16 protein-coding genes are annotated in these 17,797 nt (G+C 66.9%); 11 read left to right on the top strand and 5 right to left on the bottom strand.

Translation table 11 applies throughout. The features are described 5' to 3' along the window. Positions 1–11 precede the first annotated feature (11 nt). On the bottom strand, positions 12–1,622 hold the full coding sequence (locus IPM60_08630; GenBank protein ID MBK8907958.1) for a gamma-glutamyltransferase: 1,611 nt from the start codon (positions 1,620–1,622) through the stop codon (positions 12–14). On the opposite strand from IPM60_08630, the gene IPM60_08625 reads away from it, so the two are divergent. The 3 genes from IPM60_08625 (at position 1,621) to IPM60_08615 (ending at position 5,099) form a co-directional block, all read left to right on the top strand. Continuing rightward, positions 1,621–2,991 (top strand): M48 family metalloprotease, encoded by a 1,371-nt coding sequence (locus IPM60_08625; GenBank protein MBK8907957.1) that lies wholly within the window; start codon positions 1,621–1,623, stop codon positions 2,989–2,991. The genes IPM60_08630 and IPM60_08625 overlap by 2 nt on opposite strands. Positions 2,992–3,139: 148 nt before the next feature. Beyond that, the gene (locus IPM60_08620) at positions 3,140–4,114 is read left to right on the top strand and encodes a CoA ester lyase (GenBank protein MBK8907956.1); all 975 of its coding nucleotides are present in this window, start codon (positions 3,140–3,142) and stop codon (positions 4,112–4,114) included. Positions 4,115–4,127: 13 nt separating this feature from the next. After that, positions 4,128–5,099: an acetyl-CoA carboxylase carboxyl transferase subunit alpha gene (locus IPM60_08615; GenBank protein MBK8907955.1), complete on the top strand. Its 972-nt coding sequence runs from the start codon at positions 4,128–4,130 to the stop codon at positions 5,097–5,099. A gap of 13 nt (positions 5,100–5,112) precedes the next feature. Here IPM60_08615 and cobB read toward each other — a convergent pair whose 3' ends face one another. Then, a complete protein-coding gene (cobB, locus tag IPM60_08610) occupies positions 5,113–5,868 on the bottom strand; it encodes an NAD-dependent protein deacylase (protein ID MBK8907954.1) in 756 nt (251 codons plus the stop codon). A gap of 57 nt (positions 5,869–5,925) precedes the next feature. Here cobB and IPM60_08605 point away from each other — a divergent pair, with 57 nt between their 5' ends. The 4 genes from IPM60_08605 to IPM60_08590 all read left to right on the top strand — a co-directional run bounded on the left by IPM60_08605 (position 5,926) and on the right by IPM60_08590 (position 7,995). Beyond that, on the top strand, positions 5,926–6,417 hold the full coding sequence (locus IPM60_08605) for a low molecular weight phosphotyrosine protein phosphatase (GenBank protein ID MBK8907953.1): 492 nt from the start codon (positions 5,926–5,928) through the stop codon (positions 6,415–6,417). After that, entirely contained in the window at positions 6,418–7,098 is a 681-nt protein-coding gene (locus IPM60_08600) for an HAD family hydrolase (GenBank protein MBK8907952.1), read from the top strand. Between the two features lie 155 nt (positions 7,099–7,253). After that, positions 7,254–7,592: a c-type cytochrome gene (locus IPM60_08595; GenBank protein MBK8907951.1), complete on the top strand. Its 339-nt coding sequence runs from the start codon at positions 7,254–7,256 to the stop codon at positions 7,590–7,592. Between the two features lie 16 nt (positions 7,593–7,608). Continuing rightward, positions 7,609–7,995 carry a c-type cytochrome gene (locus IPM60_08590; protein ID MBK8907950.1) on the top strand — a complete coding sequence of 129 codons (387 nt, stop codon included), beginning with the start codon at positions 7,609–7,611 and terminating at the stop codon, positions 7,993–7,995. 48 nt (positions 7,996–8,043) lie between these two features. On the opposite strand, the gene IPM60_08585 is transcribed toward IPM60_08590, so the two are convergent. Then, a complete protein-coding gene (locus tag IPM60_08585) occupies positions 8,044–10,332 on the bottom strand; it encodes a FecR domain-containing protein (GenBank protein MBK8907949.1) in 2,289 nt (762 codons plus the stop codon). Positions 10,333–10,634: 302 nt separating this feature from the next. On the opposite strand from IPM60_08585, the gene IPM60_08580 reads away from it, so the two are divergent. Both IPM60_08580 and IPM60_08575 read left to right on the top strand, forming a co-directional pair. Beyond that, positions 10,635–11,777: a DUF2336 domain-containing protein gene (locus IPM60_08580; protein ID MBK8907948.1), complete on the top strand. Its 1,143-nt coding sequence runs from the start codon at positions 10,635–10,637 to the stop codon at positions 11,775–11,777. A gap of 4 nt (positions 11,778–11,781) precedes the next feature. Continuing rightward, positions 11,782–14,133: an EAL domain-containing protein gene (locus IPM60_08575; GenBank protein MBK8907947.1), complete on the top strand. Its 2,352-nt coding sequence runs from the start codon at positions 11,782–11,784 to the stop codon at positions 14,131–14,133. A 68-nt stretch (positions 14,134–14,201) separates the two neighbouring features. On the opposite strand, the gene IPM60_08570 is transcribed toward IPM60_08575, so the two are convergent. Further along, positions 14,202–15,038 carry a universal stress protein gene (locus tag IPM60_08570; protein MBK8907946.1) on the bottom strand — a complete coding sequence of 279 codons (837 nt, stop codon included), beginning with the start codon at positions 15,036–15,038 and terminating at the stop codon, positions 14,202–14,204. A gap of 190 nt (positions 15,039–15,228) precedes the next feature. Here IPM60_08570 and IPM60_08565 point away from each other — a divergent pair, with 190 nt between their 5' ends. Together IPM60_08565 and IPM60_08560 are read left to right on the top strand one after the other, a co-directional pair. After that, positions 15,229–16,275, top strand: coding sequence for an ABC transporter substrate-binding protein (locus IPM60_08565; protein MBK8907945.1), 1,047 nt, complete (start codon positions 15,229–15,231; stop codon positions 16,273–16,275). 7 nt (positions 16,276–16,282) lie between these two features. Then, complete coding sequence (locus IPM60_08560) at positions 16,283–16,825, top strand: O-acetyl-ADP-ribose deacetylase (GenBank protein ID MBK8907944.1); 543 nt, start codon at positions 16,283–16,285, stop codon at positions 16,823–16,825. 28 nt (positions 16,826–16,853) lie between these two features. On the opposite strand, the gene IPM60_08555 is transcribed toward IPM60_08560, so the two are convergent. Next, the gene (locus IPM60_08555; GenBank protein MBK8907943.1) at positions 16,854–17,738 is read right to left on the bottom strand and encodes a DUF1848 domain-containing protein; all 885 of its coding nucleotides are present in this window, start codon (positions 17,736–17,738) and stop codon (positions 16,854–16,856) included. Positions 17,739–17,797 lie beyond the last annotated feature (59 nt).

Below are 17,797 nucleotides of genomic sequence, written 5' to 3'. Positions count from 1 at the left end.
CTCCGGCGCCTTCAAAACGACCCGGTGGCGAGCCCGTGCCCGCGTCGGTCGGCGACCGCCGCGCAGCGGTCCTCATAGGGCGGAAATCCCCGGAGACAGGCCGCGGCGTTGACGCGCCCCAATTCCGGCGCCGCGACGGCGCGGCCGCCACGCTCGCGCAGCGCCGGATCGGCGCCCGCTTCATGGTACACCAGCGACGGATCGGCCGTACCCAACGCCCGGTTCGCCGCCACTGCATCGGCCAGTGGGACGTCGCCCAGCATCGCGCGCGCCGCGACGCCGACGAGAGCGCTCGGCGCAGCGATCCCCCCTGAAGCGGCGCCGGCAAAGTGGAAGGCGCCGATGTTCTCGTTGACGATAAGCATCGGCCCCAATCCCTCTGCGCCGCGGCCGCCCGGACCCGGCGCCGCCGCGAGGACGATGCCGGTGCCCGGGGCGACGCGGCCGGTGCCGAATGGGCTGTTGAGGGTGACTGCGCAAGCGGCGGCCGAGCCTTCGCGGTCGAACGCGACGAAAGATGCCGCGGAGGCGTTTTCCGGCCGAACCTGGCTGCCCGCTGCCGGGCCGGCCATGATGTCCTTCAGCCGCGAGGGGGCCACCAGCGACTGTGGATCGACCGTGGCGCTGCCGTCGGCGCGCATCCACGTCTCGCGATCGGCCATGACGCGGGAGCCGATGTCCACCAGCATCGCCTGACGGCGTTCGGGCGAGGCGCGTCCGAAGCCCCGGTCTTCGAGGAGCGCCCACATCTGTGCGGCGACCGCGCCTCCGGCCGCCGGCGGCGGCGCAAAGTGCGCCACTTCGTTGCCCCAAGGCACCTGGATGGTCTCAAGCACGGAAGGAGCGTAATCCCGCAACTCCTCAACCGTCAAACTGCCGCCTGCCGCCTTTACCGCGTCCACCAGACGCTGTGCCAGCGGCCCTGTATAAAAGGCGCCGGCGCCCTGTGTGCGGATGTGGGAGATCACCGCGGCCAGCTCCACCTGGATCAGCGGATCGCCCTCCGCGACCAGGCCTTCGCCGCCGGGCGAAGAGAAGATCCGCACGAACGCCGGATCGCTCTGCAACGCCCGCCGCAGCGGCGTCAGGTCGCTCGCCAACGCCCGCGATGCCGGGAAACCGAAGCGCGCCAGGCTTTCCGCCGGCGCCAGCAATTGCTCCCAGCGGAGCCGGCCGAAGCGGGCGTGCAGCACCACGAAGCCGCGGACGCTGGCTGGCACCGCCGACGGGCGATCGCTCGCCGCAGTCACGGCGTTCGACCCTCTCGGCAGAAACACGATCGCCTTGGCGTCGATCTTGTCGCTGTCGAACGCCACGCAGACGCCGCCGCCGCCGAGGCTCGCCGCGGACGGCAGGGTCACGGCGGACGCGAAATACATGGCCACCACGGCGTCGGCCGCCGTGCCTCCCGCGGAGAGCACGTCGCGGCCGACGGCGGCGGCGCGCGGCTCGTCCGCAGCGACCCCGCCGAGGAAACCTTCGACGGCGCCGAGGGTGCCGAGCTCCACGTCATCGGAGCCGCAGCCGGCCACGACGAGGGCAAGCAGCGCGACGGTGATTTGACGCCGCAAGCCGTCAACACTACGTTTGAATGGCCTCAACCAGCGAACTGCCATGTGCATGCGCTTGCGTATCCTTCTGACCGCCGTTCTTGTGGCTGGTCTCGTCGTGCTTCAGCCCCTCGGCGCCGAGGCCAGGGGGGGAATTTCGACCATTCGCGACCCCGAAATCGAAAGCATCATTCGCCTCTTCGCGACGCCGATCTTCCAGGCGGCCGGCCTGCGCCCCTCGACCGTCGAGATTTACCTGGTAAACGACAAGAGCATCAACGCCTTCGTCGCCGGCGGCCAGAAGCTGTTCATCAATACAGGATTGTTGATGCAGAGCGACAGCGCCAATCAGGTGATCGGCGTCATCGCCCATGAAGCGGGCCACATCCAGGGCGCTCACCTGGCGCGCACCCACGATGCGATGCGCAACGCCACCGTCGAGTCCATCCTCGCCATGGTGGTGGGCGTGGCGGCGTCGGTCGCTGCCGGCAAGCCGGAAGCCATCGGCGCCGCCATGGCGACCGGTCAGGAGGCCGGCCTGAGGGGGTTCCTGCGCTACAGCCGGACGCAGGAAAGCGCGGCGGACGCGGCCGCGATGCGCCTCCTCGACGCCACGGATCAGTCTGCGGAGGGTCTGCTCGAGTTTCTGACAAAGCTGGAGGATCAGGAACTTCTGGTCGCCGGCCGGCGCGATCCGTACCTGCTGTCGCATCCGCTGGCGCGGGACCGCATTTCGGCGCTGCAGACGTTCGTTGCGGGCCAGCCGCGCCGCTCCGCATCGTCGGACGACGAGGAAGCGGCCCGGTTGCACCGCCGCATGGTGGCCAAGCTGGTCGGCTTCCTCGAGCCGTTCCCGGTGGTGATGCGCCGCTACCCGCCGGAAGACACCAGTTTCGCCGCCCGCTATGCACGCGCCGTCGCGCTGTACCGCAAACCGGATCTGACGGCGGCGCTCGCCGCCGTGAACGACTTGATCCGCGAAGCGCCGTCCGATCCGTACCTTTATGAGCTGAAGGGTCAGATGTTGTTCGAGAACGGCCGGCCGGCCGAGGCCCTGGCTCCATATCGAACGGCGGCCGAACTGAGTTCGGGGGCAGCGTCGATCCGCATCGAACTCGCCCGCGTGCAGCTGGCGCTGAACGACCCGGCGCTGGTCGATGATGCGCTTCGCAACCTGCAAGCGGCCCGCATCGTAGAACCCCGCAATATTTTGATGTGGAACACCCTCGGCGAAGCTTATCATCGCCGCGGCGAGGAGACCGAGAGCCTGTTGGCCCGCGCCGAAGCGACGCTGCTCGAGGGCCGGTTCGATGAAGCCATCTACCACGCCAACCGCGCTCAACAGGCGCTGCCGAACGGCTCGCCGGGCTGGCTCCAGGCCGCCGACATCGCGCAACAGGCCGAACGCCGCCGCGACCAGCAACGCCGGGACGGCGGGTAGGTTTCACGCACGAACAGGACATCCCGGAACCTGACGCCACAGGACATCCCCGCAACCTCATGCTGAGCCGTTCGAAGCATGAGCGTGTCGAAGCATTGGCAACGGTATAGGCTGAGAGGAACACCCGGTGAGCTTCACGACCGTCGAGATGTGCCGGCCGCGGCTGAACCGCTCGCAGCTTACGGTTCCGGGCTCCAAGCCGCGTTTCCTGGAGAAGGCCGGAGAGACTGCTGCCGACATCATCGTGTTCGACCTGGAGGATTCGGTCGCCCCGGAGGAGAAGGAGCGCGCCCGGGAGGCGGTGATCGCCGCCATCAACGACCTGGACTGGGGTGAGCGGACCTTGTCCGTGCGCATCAACGGCCTCGACACGCCCTACATGTACCGGGACGTGATCGAGGTGGTGGAGCGGGCGGGGGATCGGCTCGATCTTGTCATGGTTCCCAAGGCGGGTACGGCCGCGGATGTTTATGCCGTCGACGTGCTGCTCTCCCAGATCGAGGCCGCCAAAGGACGCAAGCGAAGGCTCGGCATCGAGATCCTGATCGAATCGGCGCTGGGCATGAGCAACATCGACGCCATCGCGCGGGCCAGCCGCCGCGCCGAGTCGCTGCATTTCGGGTCGGGCGACTTCGCCGCGTCGATCGGGGCGCGGACGACGACGATCGGCGGCACCCATCCCGAATACCACGTGCTGACAGATGCGGACGCGGATCAGGGCGGCCGGCGGGAGCGGCACTGGAACGACATGTGGCACGCGGCGCTCAGTCGGCTGGTGGTGGCGGCGCGCGCCGCCGGTCTGCGCCCGATCGATGGGCCCTACAGCGACATCCGCGACGCCGACGGCTTCCATGCCGCAGCCCGTCGCGCCGCCGTACTGGGTTGCGACGGCAAGTGGGCGATCCACCCGAGCCAGATCGACGCGATCAACGACATTTTCAGCCCCTCCGCAGACGAAGTCGCCCGCGCGCGACGTATTCTGGAGGCGATGCGCCAGGCTGCGGCCGAAGGCAGCGGAGCGGTGGCCTTGGACGGGCGGATGATCGACGTGGCCTCGATCAGGCAGGCGGAGGTCGTGGTCCGCAAGGCCGATGCGGTCGCCGCTGCGGCAGCCGGGCGTTGACCGCGCTGCGCCGATGATCGCTCCGCTGGAGTTCGAGAAGGGTGTTGGCGAACTGGAGGCGCGACTCGCCGAACTCCGCCGGCGCCGAACGACCGGGGACAAGGACGCGGAGTCGGAAATCGCGCGTCTCGAAGGCCGCCTGCAACGGCTGCTGCAACAGGTGTATCGCCGACTGGGTCCGTTGCAGAGGCTTCAGGTCGCGCGCCACCCCGATCGTCCAGGCGCCGGCACCTGCATTACGGCGTTGGTCGAGGGCTATCGGCCGTTGTTGACGGAACCTTCGACCATAGACGGCGTCGTCGTGCTCGGCGGCGTCGGCCGATATCGCGGCTACACCGTCGTTGCTCTTGGCGTTGAAATGGCGGGTTCGAAACCAGATGACGACCGCACGGTGCCGCCGGACGATGCGAGCGGCAGGGAGCGGCGGATGCGGCGTCTTCTGGCGTTGGCAGGGTCGTTCGACCTGCCGCTCCTGGTGTTCGTCGCCATGACCGGGGAGGATCACGCAAACGGCGCCCGCACGGGGACATCGGCGCGGTTCGATCACACCGTGGCTGCCGCGGCGGTCATGGAGGTCAGCTTTCGATTGACCGCGCCGATGATCGCGGTGGTGACCGGCGCGATGACCGGCGCGGGCGCCGGCGGCCTTCTCGCCGGCGACCGGGTGCTGATGCTCGAGCACGCGGTGATTACACCGCTGGCGCCGGAAGCCGCGGCTGCGGCGCTGTGGGAGGATGAGGGACAGACGCGCGCCGCTGCGGAGGCCCTGAAGCTTACCGCACCGGACATGGCTGCGTTAGGTGTGGTCGACGAAGTGATCCTCGAACCGCCGGGCGGAGCCCACCGCCATCCGGATGCCACCATTGGCGCGATTGGCGACGCCATCGGCAAAGAGCTTCGCACCCTGATGGACGTGCCGGGTCCGCGGCGTCTGGCTCAGCGGCATGAGCGGCTCCTGGCCATGGGCACGCGCGAGCCCGAATGAGCCGGCGGGCGGGTCACCGCTCTTCTTCCAGAAGCCTCTCCACGAAGTCCGGGACGACCTGGGTCGCGGGGCCGTAGATGGTTTCATGGAACAGTGTGGCGCCGGTCGATGGCTCCATGTTCAGCTCCACGGTTCTGGCGTTGCCCGCGAAGCGCACGTGCTGGACGAACCCCGCCGCCGGGTAGACGTTGCCGGAGGTGCCGATGGAGAGGAACAGCGAACATGCTTCGAGTTCGGCGTAGATGCGCTCCATCTCCAGCGGCATCTCGCCGAACCACACAACGTGGGGGCGCATCGCCCCGGCGGCGTTGCAGCGGGCGCAGACCGTCGTGACGGTCAAGTCGTCGTCCCAGTGGCGAAGGTCGTCGCAGGCGCCGCACCGCGCCTTGTACAGTTCGCCGTGCATGTGCAGGAGCCGGCGGCTGCCGGCGCGCTCATGCAGGTTGTCGATGTTCTGCGTGACGATCAGCACCGGCCCCGGCCACGCATCCTCCAGGCGCGCCAGCGCCTGATGCGCGAGGTTCGGGGCAAGATCGGGGCTGACGAGTTGGCGTCGCCGCGCGTTGTAGAAGTCGTGCACCAGATCCGGGTTGCGCGCGAAGCCCTCCGGCGTCGCCACGTCCTCGAGGCGCACCCGCGTCCAGATCCCGTCCGGATCGCGGAAGGTATCGAGGCCGGACTCCTTCGAAATGCCGGCGCCGGTCAGGATGACGATGCTGTGTTCGGCCCGGTCTTGCCGGCTCCGCGCACTCCAGCTCGCGTGTGACATTGCCCGGCTCCCTCGTTATCTGCTACTTCCCGCCCGAATGGTAGGGAGTCTCCCGCGGTGGTCAACGTCCTGTTCGTTTGTCTCGGTAACATCTGCCGCTCGCCGGCGGCGGAAGGGATCTTTCGAGCCATGGTCGCCGAGGCCGGTCTGACGGACAGAATCTCCGCCGACAGTGCCGGCACGCACGACTATCAGGTCGGCCGCCCTCCCGATCGCCGGGCACAGACGGCGGCGCGCCGGCGCGGCATCGACCTGTCGGCTCTGCGGGCGCGGCAGGTCGACAGCGGCGATTTTCTTACGTCCGATCTGATCCTCGCCATGGACCGCAACAACCTCCGCGACCTCGAGGCGATGTGTCCGCTGTCGCAGCGCCACCGCCTGGGCCTGTTCCTCGACCACGCGCCGAGCGCCGGGCGTCGCGACGTCCCCGACCCTTACTACGGCGGGGATGACGGCTTCGAGGACATGCTCGATCTGGTGACCCTCGGTGCGCGAGGCCTGGTCGCCGAATTGCGCCGCGAGCTTCCGTTGGCAGGACGGGCGTCGTAGATGTCCGCCAACCTGCTTGTCATTTTCGACTGCGACGGCGTCCTCGTCGACAGCGAGCCGATCGCAAGCCGGGTCATGGCCGAGAGCCTGAGCGAAGTCGGCTACGCCATAACCGTGGATGCTTGCAACGAGCGGTTCAAGGGGATGCCGATGCCGGACATCCTCAAGATGGTGGAGGAGAGTTGGGGACGCGCGCTGCCTCCCGACTTCGCGGCGCTCATCCATGAGCGGGATTTCGCGGCGTTTCGGCGGGAACTGATGCCGATACCCGACGTCCGCGAAGCAGTGGAGGCGCTGCCCTATGCCAAATGCGTCGCCTCTTCAGGAGCGCCGGAGAAAATGCAGCTGACACTTACGCTGACCGGCCTCATCGAGCTGTTCGAGCCGCACCTGTTCAGCGCCCACATGGTTGAGAACGGCAAGCCGGCGCCGGATCTGTTCCTGTTCGCCGCCGACACCATGGGCTTTCCGCCGCAACGTTGCGTCGTCGTGGAAGACAGCCGGCCCGGCGTCGAAGCAGCGGTGGCTGCAGGCATGCGGACGCTCGGATTCACCGGCGGCGGCCACGGTCGCTCTGGCAGTGCCGACGCCTTGCGAGACGCCGGCGCGACACGCACTTTTTCAAGCATGACGGAACTGCCCGGGCTTCTCTCTAATTTCCTGAAGGACAATGTGGGGTGATCGCGCCACACTCTGCACGGTGTTGGTTGCGGCGCCGGCACAGGTTCCCGATAATGGGCACCGTGGTTTTTTGGTAAGCGAGAATGCGTGATTGGAGGGATCAAATGCAAAAGACTCTCACTGCTGTCGGTTTCGCTGTGGCCGTTGGCGTTTCTATGGCCAGCGCTCCGTCCTTCGCGGCTGATGCCGCCGCCGGGGAAGACGTGTTTAACAAGAAGTGCAAGACTTGCCATGCTCTCGATAAGGCCAAGGTCGGTCCGCCGCTGGGCGGCGTCGTCGGCAGCAAGGCTGGAACGGCGGATTTCAAGCGCTACGTCGGCCTCGAGAATGTCGACTTCGAATGGACGCCGGAGTTGCTCGATGAATACATCGAGGACCCCAAGACCTTCGTCGAGACCCACACCGAAAACAAGCGGACCGCGATGACCTTCAAGCTCAAGGACGAAGAAGAGCGCGCCAATGTCATCGAGTACCTGAAGACGACGTCGCGATAGAGTTTGCGCTCTCCTGATGCGGTCCAGCGGCGGCACGGACCCGCTGGCGCTGGCCGCAATGTTGCTGTGGATGCTGGTCGCCGTGCCTGCGGACGCCGCCGACGCGGAGCGTGGGGAGGCCTTGTACGAGAAGCATTGCAAGGTCTGCCACTCGCTCATTCCCGAGCATCATAAGGAAGGCCCGTCTCTTTATGGGATTTTTGGCTCGCGAGCCGGGAGCGCCCAGTTCTACGGCGGGTACGGGGCGCTGAAGGGCGCCGATTTCGTGTGGGACGAAGCGACGCTCGACCGGTGGCTTGCCAACCCGAGGACGTTCGGGCGGGAGCGCACCAAAATGACCCTGGCGATCGAAGACCCGGACGATCGGGCGGACATTATCGCCTACCTGAAGTCTCAGGAGTGATCCATGGGTTTGCCCGCCGGCCGCCGCGGCGGCACATGTGGAACGCTCTCAGCCGGTGGTCGGGTTCGGGGCGAGGGTGGCGAGGGCGCCGGTGGGGTCGGTCGCGACGATTGTGTAGCCGGAAGTGTCGGCGTTGACGCGAACGTCATCGACGAGCAGGCGGGAATCGAACGCGTCCCCCGAGAAATCCGGATTGTCGTCGAGAACCGCGAAGCCGAGGTCGAGCGGGCCGTCCGACTGGACCTCGTAGCTGAAAAAGGTCCAGTCGGCGGCGCCCTGGTTCAACGCGGGCGGGCGGTCAACCCCGCGCCCGTCGAACAGCTTGAACGCGGCGCCGTCGACGGTCACCACCGCCAGATCGTTCTTGCCGGCCTGTGCGAAATCCCGGTTGTCGAAAGCCGCCCAGAACGAGACGGTGTCGCCGACGATCAGGTCCGGGATGGTGGTTTTCATGGCAGCGCCGTTGACCGGTTGCGAGCCGTCCAAGTCGGTGAAAACCTGGAAATTGACCCCGTCTTTCATGTCGACATCGAGAAACGATGTCAAACCGGTTGATGGCCGGCCAAACGACCGACCTTCCGCCGTCAGCAGCGCGAAGCCATCGCCGTCCACGGGGTCGAACGTCTTTCGCTCGCCGTCCGTCTCCTGATAGCGGCCGACGCGGTCAACCTGCCCCATGCTGGCGAAACCGCCCAACGAGAATTCGAAGCTGGTGATCGCCCGTTCGCCGACGCCGCCGACCTGCTGCTCGTTCTCGCCCAGAATGGTGACAACTACGTCTCCGGTCGCGACGCCGCCCTGGCCGTCTGACACGGTATAGGTGAAGGCATCGGTCGCCGTCTCCCCGAGGCCGAGCGGCTCGAAGGCGTCCCGCGCTTCATAGATCAAGGACCGGTCTGGCAGCACCGTCACCAACGCCCCCGACGGCAGCACTACGGCGCCTTGACCGTTGATGTCGACGCCGCCGATCTGGGTCAACGTCAGTTCAGCGAAGTCATCGACATCCGTATCGTTGGCCAGCGGATTGAACGGCGGCGAAGCCCCGTCCTCGTGTACGGTGATGGCGTCGGGGTTGGCGACCGGCGGATCATTGACCCCCTGGATCGCGACTTCCACGGTGGCGGGCGCCGTCCTGCCCGTGCCGTCCCTGACCTCGAATGAGAACTGGTCGAAGGTGATGGCGGCGTCGGGCAGGGCCTCGTACTGGCCATCGGGATCGTAAAGAAAAGTGTTGTCCGGCTGCAGCGTCACTTCGGCGCCGGAGAACAGGGTCGCCGTTTGACCCGCTCGAAACGGTGCGCCGTTGAGGGTGATGACGGTGAGGGCGCCGTTCGCGCCGGTGACGGACAGGTCCACCGGAATTGGATCCGTCGGTGCGTCTTCGCTGGTGCTGACATTGGCGAGGCGCCCTTGCAGGTTGCTGACGGGTGCTGCTGCAACCACGGCTTGGAGGAGCGGCGCGACGGCGTGTTCGACCGCGGCGACCGGTGCGCTAGCGGCGGCGTCAAGCGCGGCCGGCGTCGCCAATGGAGGAAGGGTGATCGGGCCCGCAGGAGTAAACACCTTCTCGGCATTGGACACATCAATGGGGCCCGTCTCCGGCGCGGTGGCTGCACCGTCACTGCCGCCCGCAGCGGTGTCGAAAGCGTCGAGCGCTGCGGCGATCGCATCCAGGTCCATCTCCCCGTTTATGGAAGCGACGCCGGCCGGCATGATCTGCAGAGCGTCGCCATAGGTGGCAAGGATGCTGTCCGCTGTTGCGACCTTTACGACCGGCTCCGCGCCGGGCAACAGCGTCACGGACTGGTTGACGACGTCGAGCAACAGCGGCTCGAAGCCGCCACCGAGCGCTGCGATCGCAACCCCGCGCGCTTCGCCGTCAGCGGTCTCCAGCAGCGCTACTTCGTGAAGCCCGGTCGCCGGATCGACGCGGACGCCGATGCGCGCGCCGCCGTCCGCGATGGCCAGCATCGACGTTTCCAATGTGAGCACATCGGGCGCCTGGGACGACTCCTGGCCATAGACGACAATGACGCCCTCCGCCTCGGCGAGGCGGATCCGTCCGGCGCCATCCTCAACGGCTGCGGACGGGCCGACGACGACGATGGAACTGGCGGCGCCCAACGCGACCGCTGTGCCATCCGCCAGCACCACGCTCATGGCGCTGTCGGCGCCGGTCACCAACCGTGCGCCGGTCGCAATGGAAGCGCCTGCGCCGAGGTCGGCGGTGGACCCATCGGCGAGAACCACGGTGGCGGAGCCGCGCAGCGCCGCCACCTGCCCGATGGCTTCCGTCTCGGTTGTAGCGGCGGCTGCGCCTGAAGCGGTTGTCGGCATCGCACACATACCCCTTGGCATACCCCTCTATCACCGCGCCACCATTGGCACCTTAACCGCATTTTAGCGAAACGCCCGCAAAATGTCATGAGAAATGGCTTACCTAAAATAGAATCATTTCCGAATTGCTCGCATGACGAGAACCACGCCACCGCTGCCGCGCGCCCGCCGACCCTCCTCCCGCACGCTTCTGCCACAACCTCGACGTAGCGAATTAGTAAGTTTATGCCTCTTATGATTGTAGCACCAGGACGGTATCGCGGACCTGCGGCCGCCAACCTCGGATTTCAGGCAGAAAGCCGATGACCACCAGCATCGACCTCAGTTCCCTTACGCATCTGGCCCACAGCCGGTCGCCGGAGAGCCGCAAGGCGCTGGCGGCGGTGATGGCGGATCTGTTCGTGGGCGAAGGAGGGACCCTCTCCGACCGCGAACGCTCGTTGATGCTGAACATTCTCGAGCAGGTCATCGGCGATGCGGAACGCGCGGTGCGCCGGACGTTGAGCCGCAAGCTCGCCGACATGCCAGACGCGCCCCCGGATTTGATCCGCTACCTTGCCGCGGACGAAGCCGACGTCGCTTTTCCGGTCCTCACGCGGAGCCGCGTCCTGTTCGACGAAGACCTGATCGAGGTCATCCGCAACCGCACCCTCGAGCATCAGCTTGCGATCGCGATGCGCTATTCCGTCAGCGAAGCGGTGAGCGCCGCGCTGGTCCAGAGCGGCGAGATCAGCGTGATCGAGAGGCTGCTGCAGAACGACAACGCCAATCTCTCGCAGCAGACGTTGCGCTATCTGGTGGATCAGGCGCGACGAATGGACGCCTTTCAGGAGCCCCTGTTATCACGGCGCGAACTGGGTGCCGATCTGGCAAGAAGGCTGTTCCTCTGGGTTTCGGCTGCACTTCGTCATCGCATCGTCGACCGGTTCGCGCTCGACAGCGAGACCGTCGACCTGCTGCTACAGCAGGCCGCCCTGGAGTCGATCGACGCCGACGATGCCTGCTTCGGCGCAAGACCTGCACCTGCACCAGGGAGCGGCCTCGCCGGCGAGGTTGCCGAGGATGGCTTGCTCGACGCCTCGCTCATGGTCCAGGCGCTGGCGCAGGGCGAGGTCAAACTATTCGTCAGCCTGTTCGCTCGAGCCTCGCACCTCAGCACGCGACTGGTGGAACGCATTTTCTTCGATCCCGGCCTGCAGGCGTTTGCCGTCGCATGCAAGGGCATGGGGATCGATCGCAACACGTTCTCCCGGTTGTTCGAGTTCAGTCGCTCGGCTCGTCCGGCAACCCGAAAGACGTTAAAAAAGGAGATCGTCGGCGCCCTCGCGTGCTTCGATCGGTTGTCGTTGGACACCGCCCGCGGGGTCCTGCACGCGTGGCGCCTCAATCCCGATTTCGCGGCCGCTCTGCGCGCCCTGGAGCCGGAAAGGCGGGTTCGTGGATAGCCCCATGAAATTTCCTTCCCGCGATCCCGGAACGATCCGCCTCAACCGGCTCGATGACTGCGTCGACCCGCTGCGCGCCGAGGCCGTAGCCCTGCGCCAGCGGCTCGATGATCTGACGAGGCTGGTGTCGGACTGGGTCTGGGAGACCGACGCCAAGCTGCGCCTGACCAGCGTGTCGGATCGGGCGTTCGAATCCCTCGACATGACCCCGCGCGAGCTTCAAGGCCGACACCTGACCACGGTGTTCCGATTTGCGGATGAGCACGCCGCCAACGTGAGCCTCGCGCATCTGACGCCCTTCCGCTCGGCGCCGTGCGTTGTGACCACGCGGTCGGGGGAGCAGCGGTTCCTCAGCGTCAGCGGCATTCCCGTGTTCGATCCGGACTCGGGGCGCTATCTCGGCTACCGCGGCACCGCCAGCGATCTGACCCGCGACCGCCTAGCGCAACTGGCGCTCGAGCGGCGGGATGCCGTCATGACCGCCGTTGGGGACGTAGCGGCGCAACTTCTATCCGCATGCGACTGGCATGATAAGCTGCCGGCGATCGTGCGGACGCTCGCCCATGCGGCGGCGGCGGACGCTCTCGACGTGTTTCGCGTATTCATCGATACGGACGGCAACGCTGTGACAGAGCGTTGGGTGCAGTGGACACAAGACGTCGGCATTGCGGTCGACGGGCATGACCGGCGTGGCGCCATCCCCTTTAGCACCACCGCGCTCGCCACTTGGGAGGCGCGCCTGCGCGCGGGTCATGCGGTCAATGTCGCGACCGCCCCGAGCCTGTCACAGCCGGCGCGCGCGTTTGTGGGGGAGGAAGCGCGGGGCCCGCTGCTGATCCCGATTCACGCCGGAAACCACTGGTGGGGCTATTTCCGTTTCGAGCGACGGCAGACTCACACCCAGTGGGCCGATCCGGAGGTCGAGGCCTTGAAGACGGCAGCAGGAATTGTCGGCGCCGCCATCCACCGACGCCAGTGCGAACAGGAACTGCGCCGGCACGAGGCTCGGCTGCAGCACCAGGCCCATCACGACCAGCTGACCGATCTGCCCAACCGCTTCCGGTTTTTCGAGACGCTTGATCAGGCGATGGCGAAGGCGCAGTTGACCGGCGCCTCGCTCTCGCTGCTGTCCATCGACCTGGATCACTTCCAGCGCTGCAACGACGGCCTGGGTCCGGAGGCGGGCGACGAAATCCTGCGCCAGGTCGGTCGCCGGTTGTTCGAGTTCCTGGGATCGACCGACACCGCCGCCAGAATTGCCGGCGACGAATTCTCGCTGCTGTTGACGGGTCGGCGGGATCGGCCCGGCATTGCCGACTTGGCGCCCAAAATCCACGCATCGCTCGCCGCGCCCTATCGCGTGGGCGACCAGGACGTCTACGTCCACGCCAGTATCGGCATCGCCGTGTTCCCCGATGACGCGGCGGACGGCATCGGGCTGCTGCAGTGTGCGGACACCGCCCGTCGCCGTGTCAAGCGGATCGGCGGCAACGCCTGGCAGTTCTTTCGCTGCGACATGAACGCACAGCCCACACGTGCGGTGATACTCTCCCAGCACCTTCACCATGCGCTGGAGAAACAGCAATTGGAGCTGTTCTATCAGCCGCTGGTTGCGGCGCAATCGGGATGCATCGTTGCTGCCGAGGCGCTGTTGCGTTGGCGCCATCCGGAGTTCGGGCTGGTGCCGCCGGGGGAGTTCATCGGGCTTGCGGAGGAAGGCGGGCTGATCGAGTCGATCGGCAATTGGGTTCTGCAGGAAGCCTGCCGGCAGGCCGGCGAGTGGCGCAAGCTCGGCTTCGGCGATGTCCGGATCTCCGTCAACGTCTCCAGTCGTCAACTGCAGCGCGGCCAGATGCTCGCGTCCGTCCTCGCGGCGCTGTCCCGCGGAGCTGTCCCGGCCTCCAGCCTGTGCGTGGAGATCACCGAAAGCGCCGTGCTCGAAGACGCCGGCGAATCCATCGCCATTCTCGAAAAGCTGCACGGCCTCGGCGTCGAGATCGCGGTGGACGACTTCGGCACCGGCTACGCCTCGCTCACCTACCTGCAGAAGCTGCCGGTGGACATCATCAAGATCGACCGGTCGTTCATCCGCGAGCTTTCCGACAATGCGGCCGACTCCGCCATCGTCGACGCCATCATCGCCATGGCGAAACGGATGGATCTGACGGTGGTCGCCGAGGGGGTCGAGCAGGAGGATCAGCTTCGCCTGCTGCGCGAGAGCGGCTGCGATTTAATTCAGGGCTTCCTTTTCAGCCAGGCGGTGCCGGCCGACAAGTTCGTGGATCTCCTCCGCAACGGCTTTGCCGCCAGGGTGTCCGCTGCCCGCCCGAAAGAGTTGGCGCTGATGAGCGGCTGAGACGCGAACGACGATGACGCAGGACCGGGTGCCGGGCTTGCGCTGCCGCCCTGCCCGACCGCTCCGCGTCAGTGGCTCATCAGCACCGGCATGGTCATGTGGTTCAGGATGTGGCGGGTGGCGCCGCCGAGCACCAGTTCCCGCCAGCGGGCGTGCCCATAGGCGCCCATGACGAGCAGGTCGATGGCCTGATCGGCGGCGCGCGACAGCAGCATGTCGCCCACATCCACATCGTCGGCATAGAGGTGCTGGGCTTCGACGTTGATGCCGTGGCGCGCCAAATGCAGGCAGATGTCGGCACTCGGGATCATGCCGTGGCCCTCCGTGCCGCCGTGCGGATTGATGGCGATGACGCTGACATGCCTGGAGAGTTCCAGTAGCGGCAGTGCATCGTGCACCGCGCGCGTCGCCAGCCGCGAGGCGTCCCAGGCTACCATCACCCGTTCGCCGACAACCGGATAGTCGCCGACGTTGGGAATGACCAGAACCGGCCGCCCGAGGGAGAGGATCACGCGGTCCGGCATTTGCGACGCAGCGGCCGTTTCGTCCCCTTCCGGATCCCGTTGCCCGACCACGGCAAGGTCGCAGTACCGGGCGTGCAGCGCCAGCGTTTCGGGAACCGGGCCTTCCACCAGACGCCATTCGCCGCTGACGCCGGCGCGCGCCACGCGATCGTTGAAATCGGCCTCGGCCGCCGCCGCCGCCGAACGGGCGTCTTCGGCCAGACGGCGCAGCACGTCCTCTCCGAACTCCGCCTGGATGAAGCCGGGGATGCTCGGATAGGTCAATACGTAGACGCCGACAAGGTTAGCGTTGTGTCGCACCGCCAAACCAATGGCCGCTTCGAGCCGAGCCGCCGCGCGGCGGCTGCTGTCCACCTGAACCAGCAAATCCTTGAGAGCCATGGCCATGGTTCCTTCGTCCGGCGAGCCGGCGGAGCACCGGCGAATACCCGCCCGTCGAGGTATATCCCGTAATGCGCCGATCCTCAATCAACGGCTGCCAGCGCACCGGCGATCGGGGATCCGACCTTGTTCACGGCGGCAGCACTTCTATAATCGTCGGACACAACAAACGAACTTCGGGGAGGTCGTCATGTATTCCAGAGCCACTGCTTGTGCCGCAGTCGCCGCGAGCGTTTTTCTGGGCGCGGCATCGGAGAGCGTTGCCCGAGACCTGACGGTGGTCTCCTGGGGCGGGGCCTATCAGGACGCGCAGCGCAAGGCCTACTTCGAGCCGTTCACCAAGCAGACCGGGATTCCGCTGATCGAGGATTCATGGGACGGCGGCATCGGCACCTTGCGCGCCAAGGTGCAGGGCGGCGACGTGGTCTGGGACGTGGTCCAGGTCGAGGCGGAGGAACTGCAACTCGGCTGCGACGAGGGCCTGCTCGTCCAGCTGGACTGGGATGAACTCGGCGGCAAGGATGCGTTCCTGCCGGCGGCCGTCCACGATTGCGGCGTCGGCGCCATCCTGTGGTCGACGGTGCTGGCATACGACGGCGACAAGTTCCCCGACAACGGACCGGCGTCGTGGGCGGACTTCTGGAATGTGACGCAGTTCCCCGGCAAGCGCGCCTTGCGCAAGGGCCCCAAGTACAACCTCGAATTCGCGCTGATGGCCGACAGTGTGGCGCCGGAGGACGTTTACGACACCCTGGCGACCGAGGACGGCGTCGATCGCGCCTTTGCCAAGCTGGACGAGATCAAGCCACACCTCATCTGGTGGGAGGCGGGCGCCCAGCCGCCGCAGCTTCTCGCTTCCGGCGAAGTGGCGATGACCTCGGTCTACAACGGCCGCCTCGACACCCCCCGCAAGGAAGGCAAGGACTTCCGCATTGTGTGGCCGGGCAGCATCTATGCCATCGACTCGTGGGTGATCCTCAAGGGCAGCCCGAAGCAGGAGCAGGCGACGCAGCTCATCGCCTTCATGAGCCAGCCTGAGAACCAGAAGGAACTGCCGAAGTACATTTCCTACGGCGTCAGCCACAAGGACGCGGTGAAGGGGATCGCGCCGGACGTGCTCGCCAATCTGCCCAGCGACCCCAACAACCTGCAGAACGCCATTGCCATCGACACTGGGTTCTGGACCGACAACATCGACGAACTCAACAAGCGCTTCAACGCGTGGGCGGCCCAGTAGGACGGTAATGACCGACGACCGCATCCGCATCATCGAAGGAGACATCACCGGACTAGAAGTTGACGCCGTCGTCAACGCCGCCAACGAGTCGCTGCTCGGCGGCGGTGGCGTCGACGGCGCGATCCACCGCGCCGCCGGACCGCAATTGCTCGCCGAATGCCGCAGCCTCGGCGGCTGCCGAACCGGCGACGCCAAGATCACCAAGGGTTACCGGCTGCCCGCCAGGCACGTGATCCACACCGTGGGGCCGATCTGGCACGGCGGCGGACGCGGCGAGGACGCGCTGCTCGCCTCCTGCTACCGCCGCTCCCTGGAGATCGCCCGCGACCATGACGTAGCGTCAGTCGCGTTCCCGGCCATCTCCACCGGCGTCTACCGCTTCCCTGCGGACCGCGCCGCCCGCATCGCCGTCCAGACGGTCCGGGACTTCCTCGCGAACAACGCCCTGCCCGCGACCGTCACCTTCTGTTGCTTCAGCGCCGCCTCTGCGGAGGCCCATGAGGCGGCTCTGCTATCCCCCGGCACCGGCTGCGACCCGAACGTCCCATAGGCATCGCACGGAGGACGCCCGAGGAGCATCAGCGACGGGGCGATCCACAACCGGGCGCCGTCGGGTCGTGCCGCCGGTGGCGCTCCTTGGCGCGGGTGCGGTTGCTGACGGCGTAACAGTAGACGCAGCCGTGGGGACAGGTGTCGTAGGCTCCGATGTCTTTGGACGCCCAGCAGCCGCAGCGGGGGCGGTGGGGTTTGCGCACGGCTTCAAGTGGATGGCCGGCGACCGCGGCGAGGCGCTCCGCATCGATGCATCGCGCCTCGGCGACGCCGGCAACGGCGCATTCCGGCTGGCCGCAGAGGGTGAGGGCGATGCCGTGGCGGTGCGCGATGCTCTTCAGGCGCACGAGCAGGTCCTGTTTCTCTTCGACAGGCGGGTCCCACCAATCGAAGCCGTGCACGCGGGCGGCAGCGGCCATGTTGCGGGCGGTCTTGCGGTAGATGTGGGCGAACGATACGACGACTTCGTCCACCGCGCCTTCCAGTTCCCGGCAGAGACCGTCGAAGGTGGCCTCGTGCCAGGGAAACGGGGTGAGGGAGGTGGCGACGATCGGATCATAGCGCCAGACGACCGTTTTCGATCCGTACGTCGCGGCCAGATGGCGGAGGTCGTCGATGGCGCGCCCGGTGGCAATGGTGCCGGCGTCCAGCGTCCGGGGATAGCCGGTGATCGTGTACTGCACCACGAACGCATCGCCGCGTCCCGCGACGGCGGCCAGGGCGGTTCGGAACGGGCGCGCATTGCGGGTCCAGAACACGAAGCCGGACACAGCATCCCGTGCCAGCGACACCGTCTGCACCGGGCCTCCATAAGGGTTGACGACGCGCACGCATCCGGCGCGAAGGCGCTCCAGGAACCAGTCGGCGTAGAACGCCGGAATGTCGGTTTTGTAGCTGGCCGAGATGATCATCGCGGCGCTAGTGTGCCATGTCTCGCTCGGCCGGCGAAACGGCCGCAACAGGCGTGGAG

This window comes from Rhodospirillales bacterium, assembly GCA_016710335.1.
GTDB lineage: Bacteria > Pseudomonadota > Alphaproteobacteria > Rhodospirillales > Defluviicoccaceae > JADJXQ01.
This window is presented reverse-complemented; position numbering and strand designations above follow the sequence as displayed.